This window comes from Pseudoalteromonas luteoviolacea, assembly GCF_021654285.1.
In the GTDB taxonomy this organism is placed as follows: Bacteria; Pseudomonadota; Gammaproteobacteria; order Enterobacterales; family Alteromonadaceae; genus Pseudoalteromonas; species Pseudoalteromonas luteoviolacea_J.
On sequence record NZ_JAKFZS010000001.1, the window covers coordinates 122,081 to 143,795 of the forward strand.

7 protein-coding genes are annotated in these 21,715 nt (G+C 42.5%); all 7 read right to left on the bottom strand.

The features are described from left to right. Positions 1-5: 5 nt before the first annotated feature. The 7 genes from L1077_RS00380 to L1077_RS00410 are packed head-to-tail and all read right to left on the bottom strand — an operon-like array spanning position 6 to position 21,530. Positions 6-1,394, bottom strand: coding sequence for a hypothetical protein (locus L1077_RS00380; RefSeq protein ID WP_237135112.1), 1,389 nt, complete (start codon positions 1,392-1,394; stop codon positions 6-8). A gap of 46 nt (positions 1,395-1,440) precedes the next feature. Next, a complete protein-coding gene (locus L1077_RS00385; RefSeq protein WP_237135113.1) occupies positions 1,441-2,811 on the bottom strand; it encodes a hypothetical protein in 1,371 nt (456 codons plus the stop codon). 11 nt (positions 2,812-2,822) lie between these two features. Next, positions 2,823-6,182, bottom strand: a complete 3,360-nt coding sequence (locus tag L1077_RS00390) for a non-ribosomal peptide synthetase (RefSeq protein WP_237135114.1) — start codon at positions 6,180-6,182, stop codon at positions 2,823-2,825. After that, positions 6,179-9,628, bottom strand: a complete 3,450-nt coding sequence (locus tag L1077_RS00395; protein ID WP_237135115.1) for a non-ribosomal peptide synthetase — start codon at positions 9,626-9,628, stop codon at positions 6,179-6,181. Before L1077_RS00395 ends, L1077_RS00390 begins: the two co-directional genes overlap by 4 nt. Continuing rightward, a complete protein-coding gene (locus L1077_RS00400) occupies positions 9,625-12,927 on the bottom strand; it encodes a type I polyketide synthase (protein ID WP_237135116.1) in 3,303 nt (1,100 codons plus the stop codon). Before L1077_RS00400 ends, L1077_RS00395 begins: the two co-directional genes overlap by 4 nt. After that, a complete protein-coding gene (locus tag L1077_RS00405; protein ID WP_237135117.1) occupies positions 12,917-18,364 on the bottom strand; it encodes a type I polyketide synthase in 5,448 nt (1,815 codons plus the stop codon). Before L1077_RS00405 ends, L1077_RS00400 begins: the two co-directional genes overlap by 11 nt. Then, the gene (locus L1077_RS00410; RefSeq protein WP_237135118.1) at positions 18,357-21,530 is read right to left on the bottom strand and encodes a non-ribosomal peptide synthetase; all 3,174 of its coding nucleotides are present in this window, start codon (positions 21,528-21,530) and stop codon (positions 18,357-18,359) included. Before L1077_RS00410 ends, L1077_RS00405 begins: the two co-directional genes overlap by 8 nt. Between the last annotated feature and the right edge of the window lie 185 nt (positions 21,531-21,715).

Genomic DNA, 21,715 nt, shown 5'->3' on the forward strand with positions numbered 1-21,715 from the left:
TATCCTTAAATTTTTATTAGTTTTCTTTTAGGTTTTTCATCGAATACGATGAACTCAACGGCGCCACAAGCAGAGTTAATTACACCATCAGTATTGGCACTCACTTCCTTTCCTCTAACAAATGCGCCACCATAGGCATTTCCAAAATCAAAAACACCCCATATCATTTGAAAAGGTTTTACGGTGCCATACTGATCTGTCGCAGATGTCACACTGGGCTCGCAATATTCTTGTACTAGCCACCCTTCATGGTTTTTCACTCTATCGATTTGCAATTGCCAGTCGCTTTGTGACATTTGTCGCCCGATAAATACATCTCTTCCCATGAAAGATTTTGCTTTTTTGATGACTAAATTATCTTTTTCAGCCAATAAGATCTGCTCTAATGGTTGCACTTCAGTGTGTCTTATCACCGTAGGGCTAGCTAATCTCGCCGTCCAAGGAATATATTGAGTAATAAATGCTTGAAACTCTTTGCCTAAGGCTTCCCAAGCTTTAGGTTCATATAACACAGCAAATAGCATTTTGTTCCCGAGTAAACTTAATACAGGGTTATCTGGTAAGACAAGCTTTCCCTCCATCGCACAAGTACATAACTGCATCATTAAATGGCTAGGTACAGTGACCCCTTCAGGCAGAGCCAAGTGCAGCGCATCAATTCTATGATTATCATAAAATACCTGCTTCGTATTTTGATCAACACGCAACCGCGAAAAGTCATTGAAGAACAGAACTCGTCCAGCCGTTTGAGGATTGGCCTTTTTATGACAAGTTTTAATAAAATCCATCGCAGAGCGTGTTTCTTGCGAGTCAAGATCCCCCATTATATAAAATAGAATATCTCCTTTACCGCTCGATAACGTCTTTCTAGAAATGGCTTTTTGCATAGCAAGCATTTGCTGTTCAAAAACAGGTTTCCTGACTACCTGTCCACTTACATGAGGTGCAACGTCTTGAAAAGATGACTCGTACAAAGAAGCAAAGCTGTCATGTTGCCACCCCCCCAAACTGCAGCCTGAATTCACCTCTATTACTTTAACTTCGTGTTGATTGACCACAACATCATAACGACACAGCCTCTCAAACTCAGGGATTGCATTGCGGTGAAGCATAGACAATAGCCATTCTGGCTCTTCTAGATACTGTGCAAATAGTGCTTCATCATGGCCAAAAAATGATTTTATACTTTGACACATAATTGGCACTAGCCCTTTGGCTAGCTGAGTAAACTCATGGACATTTTGCCCAGATATTACCAATGGACATGCTGCCATTGGGTAAGAGTAAGACTGCAGAAAAAAGTCAACCTCAGGGACTTGCAAGTCCAACTGAGGCCATTTAATTGAAGTTGTTTCAAGTTGAGATGCTATCAACTCTTTATATATATTCGACATACCTACTGGTATGTCGAGATTAGTGTTGCATGTTGATTCGGACATATTAAATAACTAATTTTTTTGTTGTTTTTCTTTGTTCACATACCAAAAAGCATAAAGCGTCATTTGCGCCATTTATTGCTCCGTCCGACATTTCTGCCTCGACGGCTCGAATTATATTTCCTCGGTAGCGGCCCCCAAAATCAAATGATCCCCAAACCGGTTTATAATCTAATACCTCACTGTCATTGTTTACAGCTGTGATAGGATCAGCACTCACAAACTGCTGAGCAATCCAATCATTACTGCCCAATAAGCCATCAATCAGTGTCTCCCACTCTGCTGGGCTACTACTTGAGCCAACATGGACATGCTCTCCTTGAAAAGAGTTAGATTTCTTAACGACCAATTCAGTTCTTTTTTGCATCAGCAACTTTCTAAGTTGCCAAGATTCTTGATTAAACATGACCTCTTCACGATTCAGCTTAACCGTCCAAGGTACATGTTCAATAACAAACTGCCTTTGCTTTTCATTCAACTGTGATAATACCTTTTCTTCATGAAGCAATGCCAACATCACTTTATGACCCAATAAGGTACATACAGGTGAATCAAAAAAGATAATATTCCCAGCCAATTGGCTTTTTAATATTTGCAGCACAAAGTCACTGCGTTTTTGCATTTCAGGCCAAAAAATTACATCAATTTTATTCTTTCCAGAATAGATAAAGCCATCTTGCTCACGCAATTGTGCTGGCGAATCACAGAACAATAACTTAAAAGTACCATTTAACCCGCAGCTATGCACTTGCTGATTAAGCCACATTTGTTGTAGCCGATTATCTGTAAACTCTGGGGCGATGAAAAGAATATTTGCACAGCCACTCAGCCCATTCTTTTCTTCCAGCACACGTTCAGTATGTCTGAAAAGGGACTGAATGACATAAGGGTAACTGAGACGAATTGATTTGTCGAATGAATGTGCATTGGCTATCACCTCATCCGCCACGATATCAAACTCCCAACCACCTAAGTTAGTACCAGCGTTGACTTCAAGAATTTTGCCCTTACCATCTTGCATGATAATGTCATATCTAGCGATGACTTGTGATGTATCAAACTGATTATCCTGCAGAAATTCATAAGTAATCGCCGGCACCTCAAAATAGTCAGCAAAAGCTTGTGCATCTGACTCAAAATACAAACTCAATGCGTTATAAAACACATCGTGTACACCTTCAATAATGTCAGAAAAGCCCCGTTGCAATGACGGTGAAACAACAAATGGCCAGCAAGAATATCGATAATCAATAATGTTCGAAAATTCACTTTCTAGACTGCTACCCAACGGTGGTTTAACTGCCTGCCCTGCTAAATGACACGCTAGCAATTTTTGATGTGCAGGTGCATGTTGGTAGTTTATATGTTCATTCATAAAGTTTTATCTTAAATTGTCATAGATTTCTTCTTTGCAGGTGACTTTTTCAACTGTTTCATCAGCAATAAATTGTCGATCAATTCACCTAAGGTTCGAATAGTTTCAGCACCAACTAAGTCTTGATACTGCAACTCAATACCGTAGGTATCTCGAATTCTTCCCAGCATTTTAATTAACAATAGGGAGTGACCCCCAAGCTCGAAGAAGCCATCGGATATACCTATATTTTTTCGCCCAAAAATTTCCTGCCATATCGTGAGCAGAGCATATTCAGTTTGGGAAGTGGGCTTCTCCTCACGTCCTTTAAATGTCCAATCAAGCGTTTTTAGCTGGGCGCGGTCTATCTTGTCAGAGTGTGTTCTTGGCAACCTCTCAACAAAACGAATTTGCGCTGGCACCATATAGTCAGGTAGCACACGTTTTAATGACGACAGTGTTTTCTGCTCTTCAGGTATCATACCCGAATATTCAGCTGCAACGCATATTTGACGAATGTTACCTTGCTCAACGACAACTACAGCGGCATCTTTAACGTCAGGTAAAGATCGGACTTCCCCCTCAATTTCAGCGACTTCTATACGAATGCCATTGAACTTGATTTGACCATCACGACGACCAAGAAAACGGATATTACCATCAGGCATCCGTATCCCATAATCCCCTGTTCGCAGACCTCTTCGCCCACCTTTTTCAAAAAACGTCTCATTCGTGAGACAAGTTTGATTTTTATAACCTCGTGCAATAGCATCTAGCCAAAGTACTATCTCCCCTGGTTCAAAAATACTACACGGGGCACCTTGCGCATTACTCAATGAAACTGCATCACTCTCAATTTCACGTCCAAGGCACGGTAAGGTTCGTTCATCTAGAGCATGCGCATCTGGACGCCACTGAAGAGCCATAGTCGATTCAGTTAAGCCATAGCCCACAACAAACTCACATTGCGCTATAAAACTCGCTTTAAACAAAGCAATATCATTCGTATCAACTGGTTCACCGCCCAATACTACCAGTCTTATCTGTTCAAATCGAGTTGGATATTGAGAACAAAGTAACCTAAATACGGTCGGAGTACAATGTAAAACTGTGGTTTGTAGATGATCTAATGTCTTGGCCAGTGCTGTTTCCTTCTCCACATCCACCAACTGTAACTGCGCACCACTTAACAGAGCACCAAACATATCCATCACAGCGGAGTCGAAAGTAAATGAGGATAATTGGACTACTTTATCACCGATATTAAGATGACTTTTATCGATATACATATCCGCATAGTAAGCCAAGCCCTTCCTAGACTGCATCACGCCTTTCGGCTGACCCGTAGAACCAGATGTATATAGTATGTAAGCAAGTTCATTTTCATCTATCGTCGGTGTTGGGAGCTGATTAGAGGTATCATTAAGTTCTACTTCACGTTTGTGGTCCAGCACAATGACAGGCACCGTGAGATCATCCATAGTTAGCCCTGACATGCTTTCATCATTAGTCAAAAGCACATCTATCTCAGCATCTTGCAATAAAAAGTTGATGCGACTATTAGGGTAAGACGCGGAGATTGGCACGTAAGTAATGCCTAATTTCAAAGCAGCCAATATCATAGCCACCATATCTGGGTTATGTCCCAACATTAAGCCTACACATTTAGCCTTTTGTGACGATAATAAAAGCGCTAACTGCTCTGCATAATTTAAGAGGCCTGCATAAGACCAACTTTCACTGGTCGTAACCACCGCACTCTTACTAGGTTGGTTAAGCGCAATTTGAGTAAATCGTTCATACACGCTGGCTTTGTTCGACATAGCCCTTGTTGCGCTCTGCAATATACCATCTAACTGGCCCTCCAATGGTAGACTTTCTGATAAAAATAAAGGCAGTTTAGATATCTGATTGCCTTTATTTTCAACCAACTGTTCCAGAAATTGGTTAAACTGACCTGCAACATAGTCAATCGTTTGAGCCTCGAATAGATTCGATGCATAACACCATTGGATATTCAGTCCATCATTGGTTTGTGTAATATAGACACTAATTTCATACTTAACCGGATTGGGCTGACTAATGATATTCGTTTCTAGCTCAGGAAAACACACCTCTCTTTGTTCATTGTTTTGCATCACAAACCAAATTTGAAATAATGGAGTGTGATCATTGTTCCTTTTTGGATTCAGTTTTTCCACCAGCAACTCAAATGGACAAGACTGATGTTCAAAAGCTTCTGATACTACTCTCTTACTACTTCCCAGAACATCAAGAAAGGTGTCTTTATCGCTCACTTGATTGCGCAACACAACGGTGTTTATGAAAAAACCGAGTAACTTCTCCAGCTCCGCACTATTGCGACCGGCTACCGGTGTGCCAACTACCACATCCTCATTATTACTCCACTTTGCTACCAGGCAATTAAACGCTGCGTACAGTAACATAAATAATGATACTTGTTGGGCCTGAGCAAAGTCAGCCAATACTTTACTGGTATCTTTACTCAATGTGGTATCACACACCTCATAACGAGTCTCTCGAAGGCTCTGCCTGCGTAAATCAGTTGGGATCGAATGCAATGTAGGCAAATCTTTAAGCTGCTGCAACCAATAGTCTAGCTCACGTTGAGAAGCTTTAGAGTCAAACATTTTACGCTGCCAGATTGCAAAGTCTGTATATTGAATAGGAAGCGGAGCAAGATTAAAATCTCGCTCCATGACATAGTCAGAATAAAACTTCACGATTTCATCGACCAGTAATGATTGGGACCACCCATCAAAAGCAATATGATGGATCACCAAACTCATAATATGCTCTTGCCCCGAGCATTTTATTACTAATAGTCTTATCGGCTCAGCTTCTTCCAAGTCAAACACACGTTCGGCATGCTCTGCTAAAGTACGATCTATTTGACTAGCCACATCTGATTCGATGTCTTCATAAGTGATATATTCAATTGCAAGAGGACTCGGTTCTGCTACCGTTTGAAAAAATTGGTCATCCTTACAGCTGTAACGGGTCCTCAAAATTTCATGTCGCTGTATTACTTGATTAAAACTATATTCAAGTGCACTTAAATTCAAATCACCCGTCAACTTCATTGCGATAGGCATATGATATATGGCACTTTTAGCTTCAATGGTGCTACTTAGATAAATCCGCTGCTGATTAAATGAAAGCGGTACATTCGACTTCACATTCTGTGGTACTAGTTCAACGACATTTGACGCCTGTAAAATCTCAATTAGCGCGGCTTTGTTATTCTTTAATTGCAATAGTAAATCAGCATGGCGCTCACGATCTGCGCCATTTACACGTAACTTTCCTTGACCGGCAGAAAGCCTAATGCCTGCTTGGTGGCAGGCTTCTAACAGTGATGATAATTTCATATTTCAATTGTATCTTCATTTAATTCAACGTTACTCAGTACGGCATCCCGCAATCGCTGTATTTGTCTTTGTTCATCTATCTGTATCGCTATTTGCGCGATAGTGCACTGCTCGACAACAGATTTAACCGATAAATCAACTGACAAGGCTTTATTAACCTGATTGACCATTCTCGTCAGCAATAAAGAATTCCCGCCCAGCCTAAAAAACTCAGCATTGGCATCCAAAGATGATTCTGCAAGGTTTAATAAACTAGCCCACTCTTTCGCAACCTGACGCTCTGATTCAGATTTGACAGGCCTAGTTATTTGGTCAGCTGATAAAACGATTTCAGGCAACTTACTTTGATCTATTTTACCATTTTGCGTTAGCGGCCATTGAGTAACTGGCACGACTACACTAGGTACCATATAGATTGGCAACTGATTTGCTAGCTTTTTAATCACTTGCACCTGCCAAGTATTATCAGCCTTCACATTAGGTGCAGCCTGAATATAAGCGGCTAGCAAAGGTTCATCATTACATATTTTTAGGCAGACGTAGCAACTTGTTATATCCGCATTTTTACGCAAAGCAGACTCAACGTCTCCCGCCTCTATTCGATAACCACGCAATTTAAACTGATTATCTTGTCGACCCAAGTAATGCAAATTGCCATCGCCACGCAGCTGCACTAAGTCACCAGTACAATAAAATCGCTCTTGCACAGATTCCTCATTTTGAATATAAACAAACTTCTCTTCGGTCAATTCTGGTCTATTTAAATACCCCTGGGCCAAACAGGGGCCACCTATGTGCAAGATCCCTCGCCCACCAAAAGGCACTTGTTGCTTGTGCTCATCCAATATGACCGCTTTAATATTACCAAGCACCTTGCCTATGGGTGGAAATTCTTGCCATTCGCTTACATTATCCGGCATTGCATAAGCGGTAACCACATGCGTTTCGGAAGGCCCGTAATGGTTAATCAGTGCAGCCTGAGTATTGCTAAAAAATGATTTCACTGCACTTGTAATTTTTAATTGCTCAGCTGAGCTCAACACACACTCTAAGCTATTTAGCGCAATCTGATTGTCAACTGCATATTCACACAATGTGTGCATAACTGAGTAAGGTAAATTCACTACTGAAATATGGTATTTTTGAATGAGATGGCATATTTGAGGAATATCATACTTCTGAGTTTCTTCCAACAAAACAAGTGTGCCTCCACACTGTAATGATAAGAAAATATCCGAGAAGCTCATATCAAAGCCAATGGACGAGTATTGCAACACAGTTTGCTCACGTCCTAAGCATGGCGCATCCAATACCGTTGCATTAATCAAATTAACCAAGGCACTGTGAGGCATACCAATTGACTTTGGCTTACCCGTCGACCCTGAGGTATACAAGGTGTAAGCCAATAATTGATCTGCTGCCATAGTTAAATGTACATGCGTATCTGGCCCAGCAGCAATGTCTTGCTTTATCGCCTCTGTTAATACAATAACAGAACCTGAGTGGTTAGCCACTTTATCAACACAGTGCTCATTCGTAACCATGAGCGCGTTATTCAAATCTGAACAAATCGAGTCTATACGTTCTGCTGGAAGAGAGGCATCAATGGGGACATAGGTTGCTCCCGCTTTTAATATCCCAATTAACACCGTTACCATATCTAAAGATCTGGGGAGCAACATAGCAACAGAGTCACCCTCTGTTACCCCATTGCGACGGAGATAATGAGCAAAGTGGTTAGTCTTTTTCTCCAATTGGGCATAACTAACTGTTTGACCATCCCACATTAATGCAGCTTTGTCAGGGAACGTTTTGGCGCTTTCACTTAAAAAATCTTGTACTAATGATACCGATGAATCATGGTTGGCTGGACCAATCATCCATGGACTATGATCACCCTCAGCTTTGCCGTGTGCAACAACAGGTAATCGAGACACCGCCAACTCTGGGGTGTCGACAATATGCGTCAACAAACCCACATACGCCTGCATAAAAGAAGTAATCGTTGAAGCACTATATAGCTCGGTTGAATAATACATAGACAGCGCCAAGCCTGATGCTTCTGGCGTGATATGTAGCTCTAAGTCAAACCGCGTCGTGCCACCGTCAAATTTTTTATCCGTGACATTGATATGCGGCATTTCAAGCTCTGCCACCTGATTATTTTGAAATGCGAATAAAATTTGAAATACAGGGTTATGACTCGCAAGCCTCTCCAACTTTAATCCATCAACGATAGCATCAAATGGCACCTCACCTAACTCAAATGCTTGGTTTAGGGCCTCGTTGTTATTTTTAAGAAAGGCTGTGAAAGAGTCTGACCAGTCAACTTCGCTACGCACAGGTAATGTATTGACGAAAAAGCCGATTAGCTCTTCAAGTTCGATATTATCTCTCGATGCCGTGGGCACGCCAATCACCACATCTCTTTCACCACTTAATTTCGCTACCAGTAACGCAAAAGCTGATTGCAGTACTCCAAATAGCGTCACTTTATTATGCCGCGCTAATGCTTGAAGTCGATCTGTTAAATGTGCGCTAATAAAGCCATCAGATCTTTTCCCTCTAAAACTAGACAGTGCTGGCCTTGAATAATCCGTTGGCAAACTATGCTCTCTCGGCGCTCCTGATAAATTTTCTAACCAAGTTGAAAGCTTAGACTGGTACTTTCCATCTTCCCAACGCTTATTTTGCCATAATGCAAAATCCGCATATTGGATTGGCAATGGTGTGTTATGTGATTCAATTTTCTCAATTGCTAGCGTGTAGCTATCGCTTATCTCTTTAGCCACAAGTGCTAATGACCAACCATCTGAAGCAATGTGGTGTGTCACAAATAACATTAAATGTAAATCACGCTCAAGAGGGACTAAAAGTACTCTCAGCATATAATCACGAGTCAAGTCAAAAGGCTTACGTATCTCTTCTTGTAGCATGCTATCCAAAGATTCTACGGATAATAACGGCGATGCTATTCGGACAATATCTGAGCCCCTCACTTGTTCCTCTGGCCTAATAAATTGCAGTGGCCCAGACTCCCCGTCTAAAAATACTGTACGAAGAGATTCATGACGTTTCACCACATCAGCAAATGCGCTAGTCAGTGCATCCACTTGCAAGTCACCTTCAAGTTGCAATACTGCGTACGTATTATAATGACTGCTATTGCCCGTAAACTTATCAAGTAACCAGAGTCTTTGCTGTGCAAATGAAAGCGGATTACCTTTTGTCAACGATCGACTTGATGCTATTGTCTCTTGCGCTGCACCCAGTTCGGTAATCTGGCTTATATACGCTTTGACTTCTTCCTTACGGCTGATCAGCTCTTTTTTCAATTCATTTGGTATCGCGTCTTTGGGCATTTCACAGATAAACTTACCTTTTTCACTCCTAAAGCGCACATTAAATTTACGTAATGTCGCAACAAACTGCCCAACGCTCATCATAGCTCAAATTCCTCAACTTCAGCCTGTGCATCATCGCCCTGCTGTGTCGTCAACCAACGTTGATTCTCAATAAGCTCAGATAATGCTTCGATGGTAGGGCTATTTAATAACTCTTTCATCGGGATACTCAACGCAAACGTTTTTCTAAGTCGAACAGCAAGAGACGCGGCCATAAGCGAGTTACCACCCATTTCAAAAAAGTCATCTCGGATCCCCACAGGTTGATATCCAAGTACATCTTCCCACTGGGAGACGAGAGATTTCTGCACATCAGTGTTCGGTGCAACATACTCTGTCGACGTATAAGGACGTGAGTTCGCATTGCTGATGCGCTTTGAACTAGGCACATCATCTTGTTCACTGTGACTTACATCTTCACTAAATCTAACAGCAACCCCATGGCTCTCAACATCATATTCACTGCCAAACAATGCATCTATTTCAGCGCGCGCTTTTTGCTGTATGTTTAACAACGCGCTTAGCTTTTCGGCTGACAGTGTTTGCCCATCAACTGCGTTGACTGTGATTGACAGCTGCGATGCAGCAACCCCACCTTCCACTTTTTCAACTTGTTCTGTCGAAGAAATAAGTGCGTCAAGTTCAAAGCCTGCATGCTTTGCTTTAGCAGCTGGGATCCAATATCTTTGCCTTTCAAACGGGTAAGTCGGCAGTTCAATACGCTGCGGTAAGTATGGATGGTGAACTTTTTTCCAGTCCACAGATACACCATGAGCCCAAAGCTTACCAAGTGCCATTGCCAGTGTCAGGTCAGCATCTTGAGCCTGTTTAGGATGAGGCAGTGTCTGTATTTGTAATTTTGAAGCTGTGCTTTGCGCTTGTGCAAAATGGCATAAACTATGTCCGGGACCGACTTCAAGGAGCACAAGTTCCGGATTTTCCTGTAACAGCGTAGCAAGACCATCGCCAAATCGAACCGTACTCAATAGATGCTCTACCCAATACTGCTTATTGTTCGCTCGCTCACCAGACCATTTCCCATCGACATTTGAAATAAATGGAATTGTCCCCCTAGATAAGGTCACCGTCTCTAAAACTTGTTCGAACTGCTCAGCAGCCTTGTTCATCATACCTGAATGAAAAGCGTGAGACGTATGTAACTTAACGCAACTGACACCTTGCTGCTCTAACTGTATTTGCAATTCATCGATATCCTGGCATTCTCCACCAATGATATTGGCTTGCTCGCCATTTTGAACACAATGCCATAATTTTTCATTTAATAACGGCTTAATTTCTGCATCTGTCATATTCACTGAAAGCATGCTGCCGCGCGGCATCATCTGCATTAACTTACCACGATGAACAACAAGTTTAATGGCATCATTGAGACTAAAGACCCCGGATAAACAAGCAGCTACATATTCACCGATACTGTGGCCAATAAAACTTGAGGGGGTAACTCCCACTGCCATTAATGTTTTAGCCAAAGCATACTCAATGCAAAAAAGGGTTGGTTGAGCAATGTCTGTTTGCATTAAATGCTGACTTGCAGTTTCACTATCTTGTTCAGCTGAATACAGCATTGACACAATATCGAGCTCACAGAGCTCTGAAAGTATGCTCTGGCATTGTGTGATATATTCTCTAAAGACAGCATTGTTTTGATATAACGCTTTACCCATACCAAGATGCTGGCTACCCTGTCCAGGAAACATAAAGCAAGCGTCTCTTTTTGCTTGGATCGCCCTCACATCTTCAATCATAGGATAATTTGATTGCAAAGCAGCCTGTAGTTGAGCTACATCACGACAACTTATCACTGTCTTATGCTCAAACTCTTTGCGGCCGACTTGCAGTGTATAGCTCAGATCTGAAAGAGAGATATCACCTTCATTATCCGTTAAAAATGTTAAAAGCTGATCTTTTTGCTTTGCTAAAGCTGAAGGTGTCCTTGCTGACAGAACGACTGTACTCGCTTGCCCAACTGGCGATTCTTTTTTAGGAATAGCAGGCGCTTCTTCGAGGACCACATGCGCATTCGTTCCGCCGATCCCAAATGAGCTCACACCCGCTCTCAACACATCACCACCTGTCGGTTTCCACTCTTGGCTCTGATCTACAACATAAAATGGAGAGCTGGCAAAGTCGATATTTGGATTGGGCGCATTAAAGTTCAGGTTAGCTGGGATTTTCCTATTGCGCATTGCCAGCACAGTTTTAATCATACTTGCAACGCCACCAGCAGCAACCAGATGCCCAATATTCGTCTTCACAGAGCCAATTCCACAATATTGTGTTTTACTCGTTTTCATACGATATGCTCTGGTTAACCCTGCAACTTCAATTGGATCTCCGAGGTTAGTGCCTGTGCCATGTGCTTCAACGTAGCTGATAGTTTCAGGATCAACATCACCGACATCCATAGCCTCAACGATTGCTCGGGCTTGTCCATTCGGACTTGGGGCAGTATAACTTGCCTTATCAGAACCGTCGTTATTAATAGCTGAGCCTTTGATAATAGCCAAAATTTGATCGTTATCACGAATAGCATCTTCGCACCGTTTCAACGCCACCATGGCAATACCATTCCCAGCCACTGTCCCTGCTGCACTCTCATCAAAGGCCCTGCAATGTCCATCAAATGCACCGATCCCTCCCTCTTGATAAAATAGCGCATCTTCACGTGAACAAGATATTGTTACCCCGCCAGCAATAGCCATATCACATTGATAAGCTAAGAGTGCCTCTCTGGCATAGTGAACGGCAACTAATGACGATGAACACAAAGTATTGACGTTGATACTTGGCCCCGTAAAGCCCATTTTATAACTCGCCCGTGTCGCCACAAAGTCTTGACCCGTAGCTAATGATGTTTTAAAGGTACCTACGTCTGCAATAAACTCTGGGTGCGTCATCAAATTTCTTGACAAGTATGAGCTTGCACCAGCACCACAGTAAACACCAACAGGCCCAGCTTCTTTCTCACTGCGATAGCCCGCTTTTTCCATAAGTTCCCAAGCGACCTCCAAAAATAAGCGATGTTGGGGGTCTAGCAGTTCCGCTTCACGCGGCGAAATATTAAAAAATTCTGCATCAAAATTTTCAACATTATCCAGCATGCCTTCTGCAGCAACAAACTTCTCATTTTCCAGTAGCGCTGGATTTACACCTTGTTTTAGTAGTGCGTCCGTATCAAAGTAGGTGATGGACTCAACACCATTCTCTAAATTTTCCCAAAACTTTTCTATTGTATTTGCGCCAGGAAACCGACCATTCATAGCGATGATCGCAATATCATCCTGGTAATCTTCTAAGTTTATATTGTTGTTATTTTCCATGGGATTCTTCCTCTAATAAACGAAGTGCTGCACTGCGCTTTGTTCTGCGTCTTCGTTGTACTTCTTTTTGTTTTGTGGAGCGCTCTTCAACGTCATTTAGGAGCTCAGAGGCAACATCTGTATGATTTTGGTCAATACGATCTGCAAGTAAGGCGATAGTGGGGTAGTCATATAGCTCAACTACACTGATCTCTTTTGAATAGTTTGCTTGTACATGCTTATGGATTTGCATGAGTACCAGTGAATTTCCACCTAATTCAAAAAAGTCGTCATTGACACCAACAGACTCTAAACCGAGCATCTGAGCCCAAATCTCGGAGATTTGTTTTTGAGTTTCAGTAATTGCAGGCATGAATTCAGTCGCAATATTCGGTCTGGGCTGCAATTTGCCTGTATTTACAGAAAGCTGGCTTTGATCCATCCAATCTGCATAGTCATTTTTGACAAACCGTTCTGAAAATGAAGGTAAGGCCACAATCACGTGCTGTGTTCCTGCTGCCAAAACTTCTTTAACTGCCTCTATTGCAGCCTCTGGCTCTAAGCCATGAGCTATCTCTTCATACTTACTGACATAAGATGGGGCTTGCTTACTTTGATGCTCAGAATGCTTATCTGCAAGACTATGTATTCTTTGCATAACAAAGTTCTTAACGTAAGCTAGTAATTTACCGCTGTCGTCATATAGCCCAATATTAAAACTAATCACATCTGATTGTTGCCCTGTCATAGGGATCAGTTCAGCATGAGAATAAAGGACATTTGGAAGCGCGTCATACACATCAAGTTCACCGACACTCACAGGAATAAATAAGCCTGATTCCACAAATGGCCTGAAAAATGACAAGGCGCAGTCCAACATAGATGGGTGTAACTTAAAACGCGCTAAATCATCTATAAACTTGTCAGCTAGTGTCAGTTTGGCCACCGCACGATTCTCATTTAACCAGACATCATTAAATAAGTCCCAACGCTGTCCATACTTCATTAAACGCTCCCTTTCACTTTGCTCTAGGGCATCAGCCATGGCAAGCTCACCTAAATGGCTCGCACCTTGTATGTCTGTCAAATGTCGTAAATACGCGGTAGGTTCGGGAGATACTTGTGTCCTTTGCGCTTTTTCTTGACGCCCAATTTGACCTTGGGCATGAACACGCCACACCTGCTCTTGTAGGTGGTAGCTTCCCACTTCAAATGTATATGCGCCATTATCACCTGGTTTAAAAACAGTATAAACATCTGCTTGCTCACCGGCATTTAATGCCAATGGCATCAAAAAGTATACATTTTGAATTGTCGCTTGCTGTTTCCCACTGAGAATCTCATAGCCTGCGCGCGCCATATCAAGATAACTGGTACCTGGCACTGTTGGTTGCTCTATGACTTCATGTTCATGGAGCACCCATAACGACTCAGCCGCAAAGCACTTCTTAAAACACTTTATTTGGGGCTGATCTATAACCTGATCTCCCAACAGTGGATGCACATCATGTTGAATTAACTTTTGACCACCATTGTGGGCATTGTAAGCCATACCAGAGCTTTTCCAAGCATCCCAATCTATGGCAAAGACATTTGCGATACCTCGCGATTCCGCTTCTTTGGCTAATAAGCTTAAATAAGCATTCGCCGAGGTATATTCACATTGCCCCGGACCGCCGAGCACCCCAGTAACAGATGAAAAGAAGATGACAAAATCCAATTGCTGTTGTTGCGCGTATGAGACCATCTTTTGAGCTGTTGCGATTTTAACCTTGACGACATCAGATAACTCATTGCTGGGCATTCTATGAATTAACGTTTCCCCTGGTAAACCAGCGGTATGTAATACCCCATCAACATGACCAAAGCGCTCGGTTGCTTTGAGATAAACCTGATCAAAACTAGTAGAAATCGTGAAATCAGCCTCAACAGTCAGCACTTCTCCGCCTTTGTCCCTGATTTTATCAACTAACGGATCACGTGACCTGTTCCATCTTGAACATAAAACTAATTTAGCAGAAAAGTGTTCAGCCAAGAATGTAGCAAGGTGTGCACCTACCCCACCAAAGCCGCCGGTTATAATATACACGCCGTTTTGCTTTATTTGTCTCATAGGAGGTGCAAACTCCGAGATACGTTCTTCTTGGTAATCTTGCTCCCAAATATATCGACCCCGTAGTGCAGTCACAAAGGGTAATGTGGGATTCAAGCATGCCTCAACAATGGTATTAACTTGCGCAGTCAATTCCTTACTATCTATATCAATAAGATGACACTTAACACGCTCTACTTCCTGCTGCAGTACTCTTAATGGACCAAACAGTAAGCCCGAATTGGCATCCAAAACCTCAGTGCCATTGGCTTGAGCCAATCCTTGCGTTAAACAGATCAAAGACAAGGTTTTATCGAATTCAAACTCAGATATTGCTTGTCCAAATGACACTAGATTTAAGTGATCTTTGTACGCATTGCTCGCGCCAAAATATTCGGGGATATACAAAATAACATCAGGTAACTGTTTTACTTTAGAGAGCGCGCCCAGCATGTCGTTAAAATCAGATGCAATATCCTTCCCTAAAACAAAGTGCTCACTAGAATCTTGCTGATATGTTTCCCCTAATTCAGCGCAAACGCATTGACCAGTCAACTCACTGAAAAGATCAATAAATGGCGACATATCTTGAGCACGAGATGCGATTAATAGCATGTTGGGCTTACTGTCACGATCTAATGAAGTGCGTAATTCGCGTTTATCTTTTCGAGTCCAAGCTTCTGTAAAATACATTTGATCACTATCGTTTGACGTCGCTCCCTGCAACGAAGGAGATGGCAACAAATTTCGCTCAAATGGGTGAGGAGGTATCCAGATTGCCTTACCTGTAACAGGTTGCAGCATATGCCACTGAATATCCACGCCCGATACAAATAAGTTTGCTATTGCCACGGCAAACCCATGACTAACTTTCGGCCGCTTTTCTGAATTAGCAATAGATAATACTGTCGAGTTACTCCCATTCACATTTCGCTCAACGAGCTTTTGTAAAACACTTTGCGGCCCTATCTCAAGTAACGTTGCAGGCCCTTCTGCCAGAATACAATTAATGCCTTTATGAAAATTAACTGTGTTACGTAAGTGTGATACCCAATATTCAGGATCGACAACTTGTTCTGGTCGGATCCAATCACCAGTCAAATTTGAAACAATGGGAATGCGATTCGGTTGAAGGTCAAAATCCGCCAGCACTGCTTTAAACTGAGCCAGTATGGGATCCATTAAGCTTGAGTGGAAAGCACCGGATGTTGTGATAGGGAAAAATCCAATGTCGTCGTTCTCAAGTCGCTGGCACAATAAACTTATTTGTGTTTCAGAGCCCGAAATCACATAATTATCGTTGCCATTATGTGCAGCAATTGCAGCCCCTTCTGGTAGCCTACTTTTTAACGCAGCTTCTTCGAGCATAACAGCAATCATGCAACCTTTTTCTGTCGCCTGCATTAAACGACCTCGCTCGGCGATCAGCCTGATCCCTTGCTCCACCGTAAATACATCAGCTAAACAAGCTGCCACATATTCTCCGAGACTATGCCCAATCATACTGCTGGGCGTCACACCTGTGTGCATCAATAAGCGTGCTGCCGCATACTCATAAATAAATAAACACAGTTGAGCAACATCCGTGCGGTCTATATCTGCATTTTGGACTTTGTCAGGTGCAATTAATAGGTCTTTGATTGGTGCATCCGAAAACTGTGCTGCGATAACCACACACTTATCAATAATCCCCCTAAAATAAGGATATTGTTGATACAAATTCTGGGCCATACCCACATGCTGACTACCTTGACCTGTAAACATGAAATGGACTGAGCTTGTTTGCGTATTCAAAGGAGAAACGGACACCAACTCTTGCTTATCTTCATTTAAGACGAGTGCGCCTCGGACTTCATATTGGGCTCTTTTGCGCAGCAATGTATAGTAGGCATCTGCGATTGTTGCATCACTTTGCATTAGATATTCTGATAGCTCTTCGAGCTTTCTTGACACTGCGCCCGCATCCCGAGCAGAAACAGGTATCACAATAGGGTGAGCTTTATTTAACACCTGCTCGCCATTACATGCTTCATCCATATCATCCATATGCATTTGGTTGAGTATCAGGTGCGCATTGGTACCACCGATCCCAAAAGAGCTAACGGCTGCATTTAACCCATGGTCATGGTGCCATGACATCACCTCAGTAATCGGCTTTATCGTGTCGCCTAATGCCGCACATTTTGAATTAGGCGTGGTAAAGTGCAGTGTAGGAGGCAACGTTTTATGAAAAATAGATAAGGCGACTTTCAATAGACCCGCCATGCCAGCAGCGGTATCGAGATGACCAAGATTACTTTTAACTGAACCAACCAGCAATGGCTGTTTTTGGCTGGGTGAATAAGACTGCTCAAGCGCTGTAATTTCAATCGGATCACCAAGATTAGTCCCAGTGCCGTGAGCTTCAATATAGCTAACATGCGCTGGGTCAATATCAGCAATACTTAAAGCCGCTTCGATAACTTCCTGCTGCCCCTGCACACTCGGTGCTGTGTAACCGACTTTATCATCTCCATCATTATTGATTGCCGATCCTTTGATGACACAATAAACTCTATCGCCGTCACGGACAGCATCCTCTAGCCTTTTCAATACCACAAACCCTGCACCATCGCTCAGTACAGTGCCTTTAGCCTTATCATCAAACGGGCGACAATGACCATCTGGTGACAAAATCATCCCCTCTTGGTAAACATAACCTTGTTTATCCGGCTCCGATTGCTCTGGGTTCGTTGACATCGACACACTGCCAGCTAATGCCATATCACAATCACCAGATAATAGCCCTTGTATCGCGTGGTGAACCGAAACCAACCCAGTCGAACATGCAGTTTGCAAAGTGACCGCAGGCCCTTTTAAACCAAGCAAATAAGCCAAACGAGAGTTAAAAAAGTCCCGATTGATCAGATTAATAGTTTCATACGCAGCAACGCCACCTTGCGTAGCATGATCCTTAAATTGAGATGCCCATAAAGTATTTAGTGAGGCTCCACCATAGATACCAGTCAATGAACCTTTAACCGAGTCTGCATATCCAGCATCCTCTAGTGCATGCCACGCACACTCATGATAAATCCTAAGTTGAGGATCCATCAAAATCGCTTCTCGTTCACTATATCCAAAAAATGCAGCATCAAAGCTTGTTGCATCATCAATAATACCTTTAGCACGCACATAGTCAGGGTTATTTATTAAGGATTCGCTCACACCTGCATCAACTAACTCTTGCTCTGAAAAGTGTCTTATCGACTCTCTTGCTGCCAGCAAATTTTGCCAATATTGGTTAATATTCTGCGCGTCAGGAAAGCGGCAAGACATACCGATAATCGCGATTTCCGAACCATTAATACTGTGCATATTACTCATTGATATTTTTCCTTCTTTGTCGACGCTTATCCAGGTCCGGCCTGCGTCTTTTTGATGCTCGAGGTGACGACTCTTGCTCGCTCGTTTGGCTAGCTAAAAATGTAGAGAGCTTGGTTACTGTTGGATACTGAAATAGGTCTACGACATCGATGTTCACTGATAACGTCTGATTTACCATCGTACGTATGGCGAGCATGTCATTGGATGAGGCTCCAACATCAAAGAAATTGTCGTCGTAGGAGAACGCAGAGTGAGCAATTGTTTGCGACACAATGGCAAATATTGATTGCTGTGTTTTATTGCCCTCAGTCTGTAAACTCCCCCCAGTCGAAGCCGCCGTATTTAACATCAGTTTTGGTAACATGCCAATGTCCGTTTTTCCACTGGGTGTCAATGGCATCTCTGTCAAGTGTTGCACATAAGCCGGTACCATATAACTCGGTAATACTGCACTTAGATGCGCTTTTACTGCGGCAACAGATAATGACTCATCTCCAGTATAATACGCGACCAATACAGCTTCTTCATGGCCAATAATGGACGTCGTCACAACTGCATCATCAACTCCTGAGAATGTTTTCAATACTGTAGATATTTCTTCCGGCTCTATGCGGTATCCGTTTACTTTTACTTGTCGATCAGAGCGACCAGCAAACTCAAGCTTACCCTCTGTTGTCCATCTAGCTATGTCACCCGTTTTATAATATTTCCCTTGGACATCAATAAAGGCCGAGTCACTTTTAGCATCATCATGCAAATACCCTTCAGATAAACCAACGCCAGATAAATATAAGTCTCCAAAGCTGCCAACGGGTAAAGTTTGAAGATGTCTGTCCAATACATGAGCCTGCATATTCGCCAATGGCTGTCCAATACAGTTATAATCGAAGGAGTGGCTCACATTGGCCATCGTAGCCCATATCGTCGCTTCGGTAGGACCGTACATGTTCCAAAGCACCGCAACCTTTTTCCCAAGATTATCAGCAAGATCTCGAGATAAGGCTTCTCCACCAACATAAGCTATTAATTCAGGGTTTCCCTGCCAACCTCCCGCTAAAAGCAATTTCCAACTACTCGGCGTTAATTGCGCTCGAGTGATTGATGAGGCATTCAATAATGTAATGACTTCACCAATGCCATCTCTCAAAGGTTTCTCAAAAATGGTAACACGCGCACCACTCGTCAAAGGCCACAATAGCTCCATAATTGATATATCGAAGCTCATGGGCGTGACGGCTAAAAAGTTGTCTTTATTGTCAAGCGGGCTCGTTTGACTCATTGCATGACAAAAATTAATCAGTGCTCTGTGACTAACTTTAACGCCTTTAGGTTTGCCTGTTGAGCCTGAGGTATATATGACATAAGCCAACCCTGTGAATGCAGAAAAGTCTTCATTGAGAGGGCGTAATCCAGCGCACTCAACTAAACTTGTTATAACTTGATGATAGTCAACAATCGTTAGAGTTTGCTGTTGACTCTGCCATGCACTTGAATTTTCAGAAATAACTACGCTAAGTCCTGAGTGTGCAACCATATACTCAAGCCTGCCAGCTGGGTAACTTGGGTCGAGAGGAACAAACGCAGCCCCTGTTAATAATATGGCTAGCTGCGAAATGACAATGCCTGTACCTCGTTCAAGGTGAATACCAATTAAATCCCCAGGTTTAACTCCTTGAATTTGTAAATGCTCAGCTAAAGCGTGCGCGCGGTTTATTAACTGGCGATATGTCACTTGCTGACCGTGACTTTCCAAAGCCACACGTTCCGGATACTTTTGAGCTTCAGCAAACACTAACTCAGCAAAATGACAATACTGGTTATCTTGCAGTTCCGTACTATTCCAGCTTTCTAAAAGAGCGCATTCATGCTGGGTCGTAATGGAATAGGCTTCAATCTTTTTCCTCGGGTTTTCACTTATTTGTTTAAGCAAATCAGTAAATCTAGATTTCAACAAATACATTTCAGCTTCACTGAAATAATCCAAATTGTAATCAAACTGCAGCTGAGTATCTTCGCCTTTGACTCTCCATACCGTCAGGTTCAATGGCAATGTTTGTGAAAAGTTCGTTTCGTACTCATATTTGGCTTCATGATCACCAAAGAGGATCCCACCATCCACCTCAAGGTAGCTAAAACCCAGAGAATAAGGTGCACTTTTTCCTTTACTCACTGCTCGTGTGACTTGTCCAACGGGAAAGAGTCGATGCTTCAACGCGGCGCTCATATGCTGTTTTACCTGAGTAAGCACTTCAAAGAATGAATCTTCAGCGTTAATGTCTATCGCAAGTAAATTCACATTAATAAACAAGGCCAATGCAGATTTTTCTTTAGCACCTCGTCTGTTATGAGTTGGCACACCCACCACGATTGACTGCTGGCCAGTAAACAAAGCAAAATACACGGCTAACGCTGCTAAAAAGTAACCGTGGGGCGCATCTTGAAAGGCATCATTTGCTTCGAGTAACGCAGCACATTCTTGGCTATTAAGCTCTACAACCAAGCGACCACTTTTAGGAGCACTTTGTTTTTTTGCAACGTCAGGAAATAAAGGACTCACCTTTTTTTCCAACTTATCTTGCCAAAACAGTTTATCCGCCGTGTAGCGTTTTGAGGAGCGATAAGATAAGTCTTTAGTTACTAAATCATTCCAATCGTCAACGTTCTCACTGGACGCTGTCTGACCATTGTAAAATTTAGCGAGACTCTTTACCCAGTTAGAGAAACCAAACCCATCGTTTACAACATGATGGGCAATCCCAACATACCAAAATTCACCATCGCCAAGTGCAAGTAAATATGCACGCCATAGCGACCCCTCCGTCAAGGAGAAAGGTTTTTGGAATTGTACATTGATCCAATGCTGTGCACTTTCTTTGGGGGAAAGCTGGTGGCTAAAGTCAACCATTGGCAATGCTTGCGAAACATCATTATCAAATGATTGCTGTAGCATGTCTCCGTTCATATGTAAGCACAGTTGAAACATAGGATGCTGACTCACCAGTAATGCATGTGCCTCTCTCACACGAGGTACATCTATATGTTTCAACCAAATTTTACCGCCGATGTTATAGAGCGCTGAATCTCCATAATGTAATTGATCATATAAAATATCTTCCTGCCCCTGAGTCAATGGCAGTTTTTCGTCATTTTTTGTTATTGTTACCATTGTTTTATCACTTCTAATCTAAACTCTGGGTTTTGCCCTTATCCAACCCATAAATGCATACTTGAAGAACGGCTTGCTAGTGCACTCGAAGCTGAATTATCACAACCAAGCACGTCTACTATGCGTAAGCAAAAATCGCATCATGAATACTAAATTCCATGAAATATCTGATGCTATCGCTATTT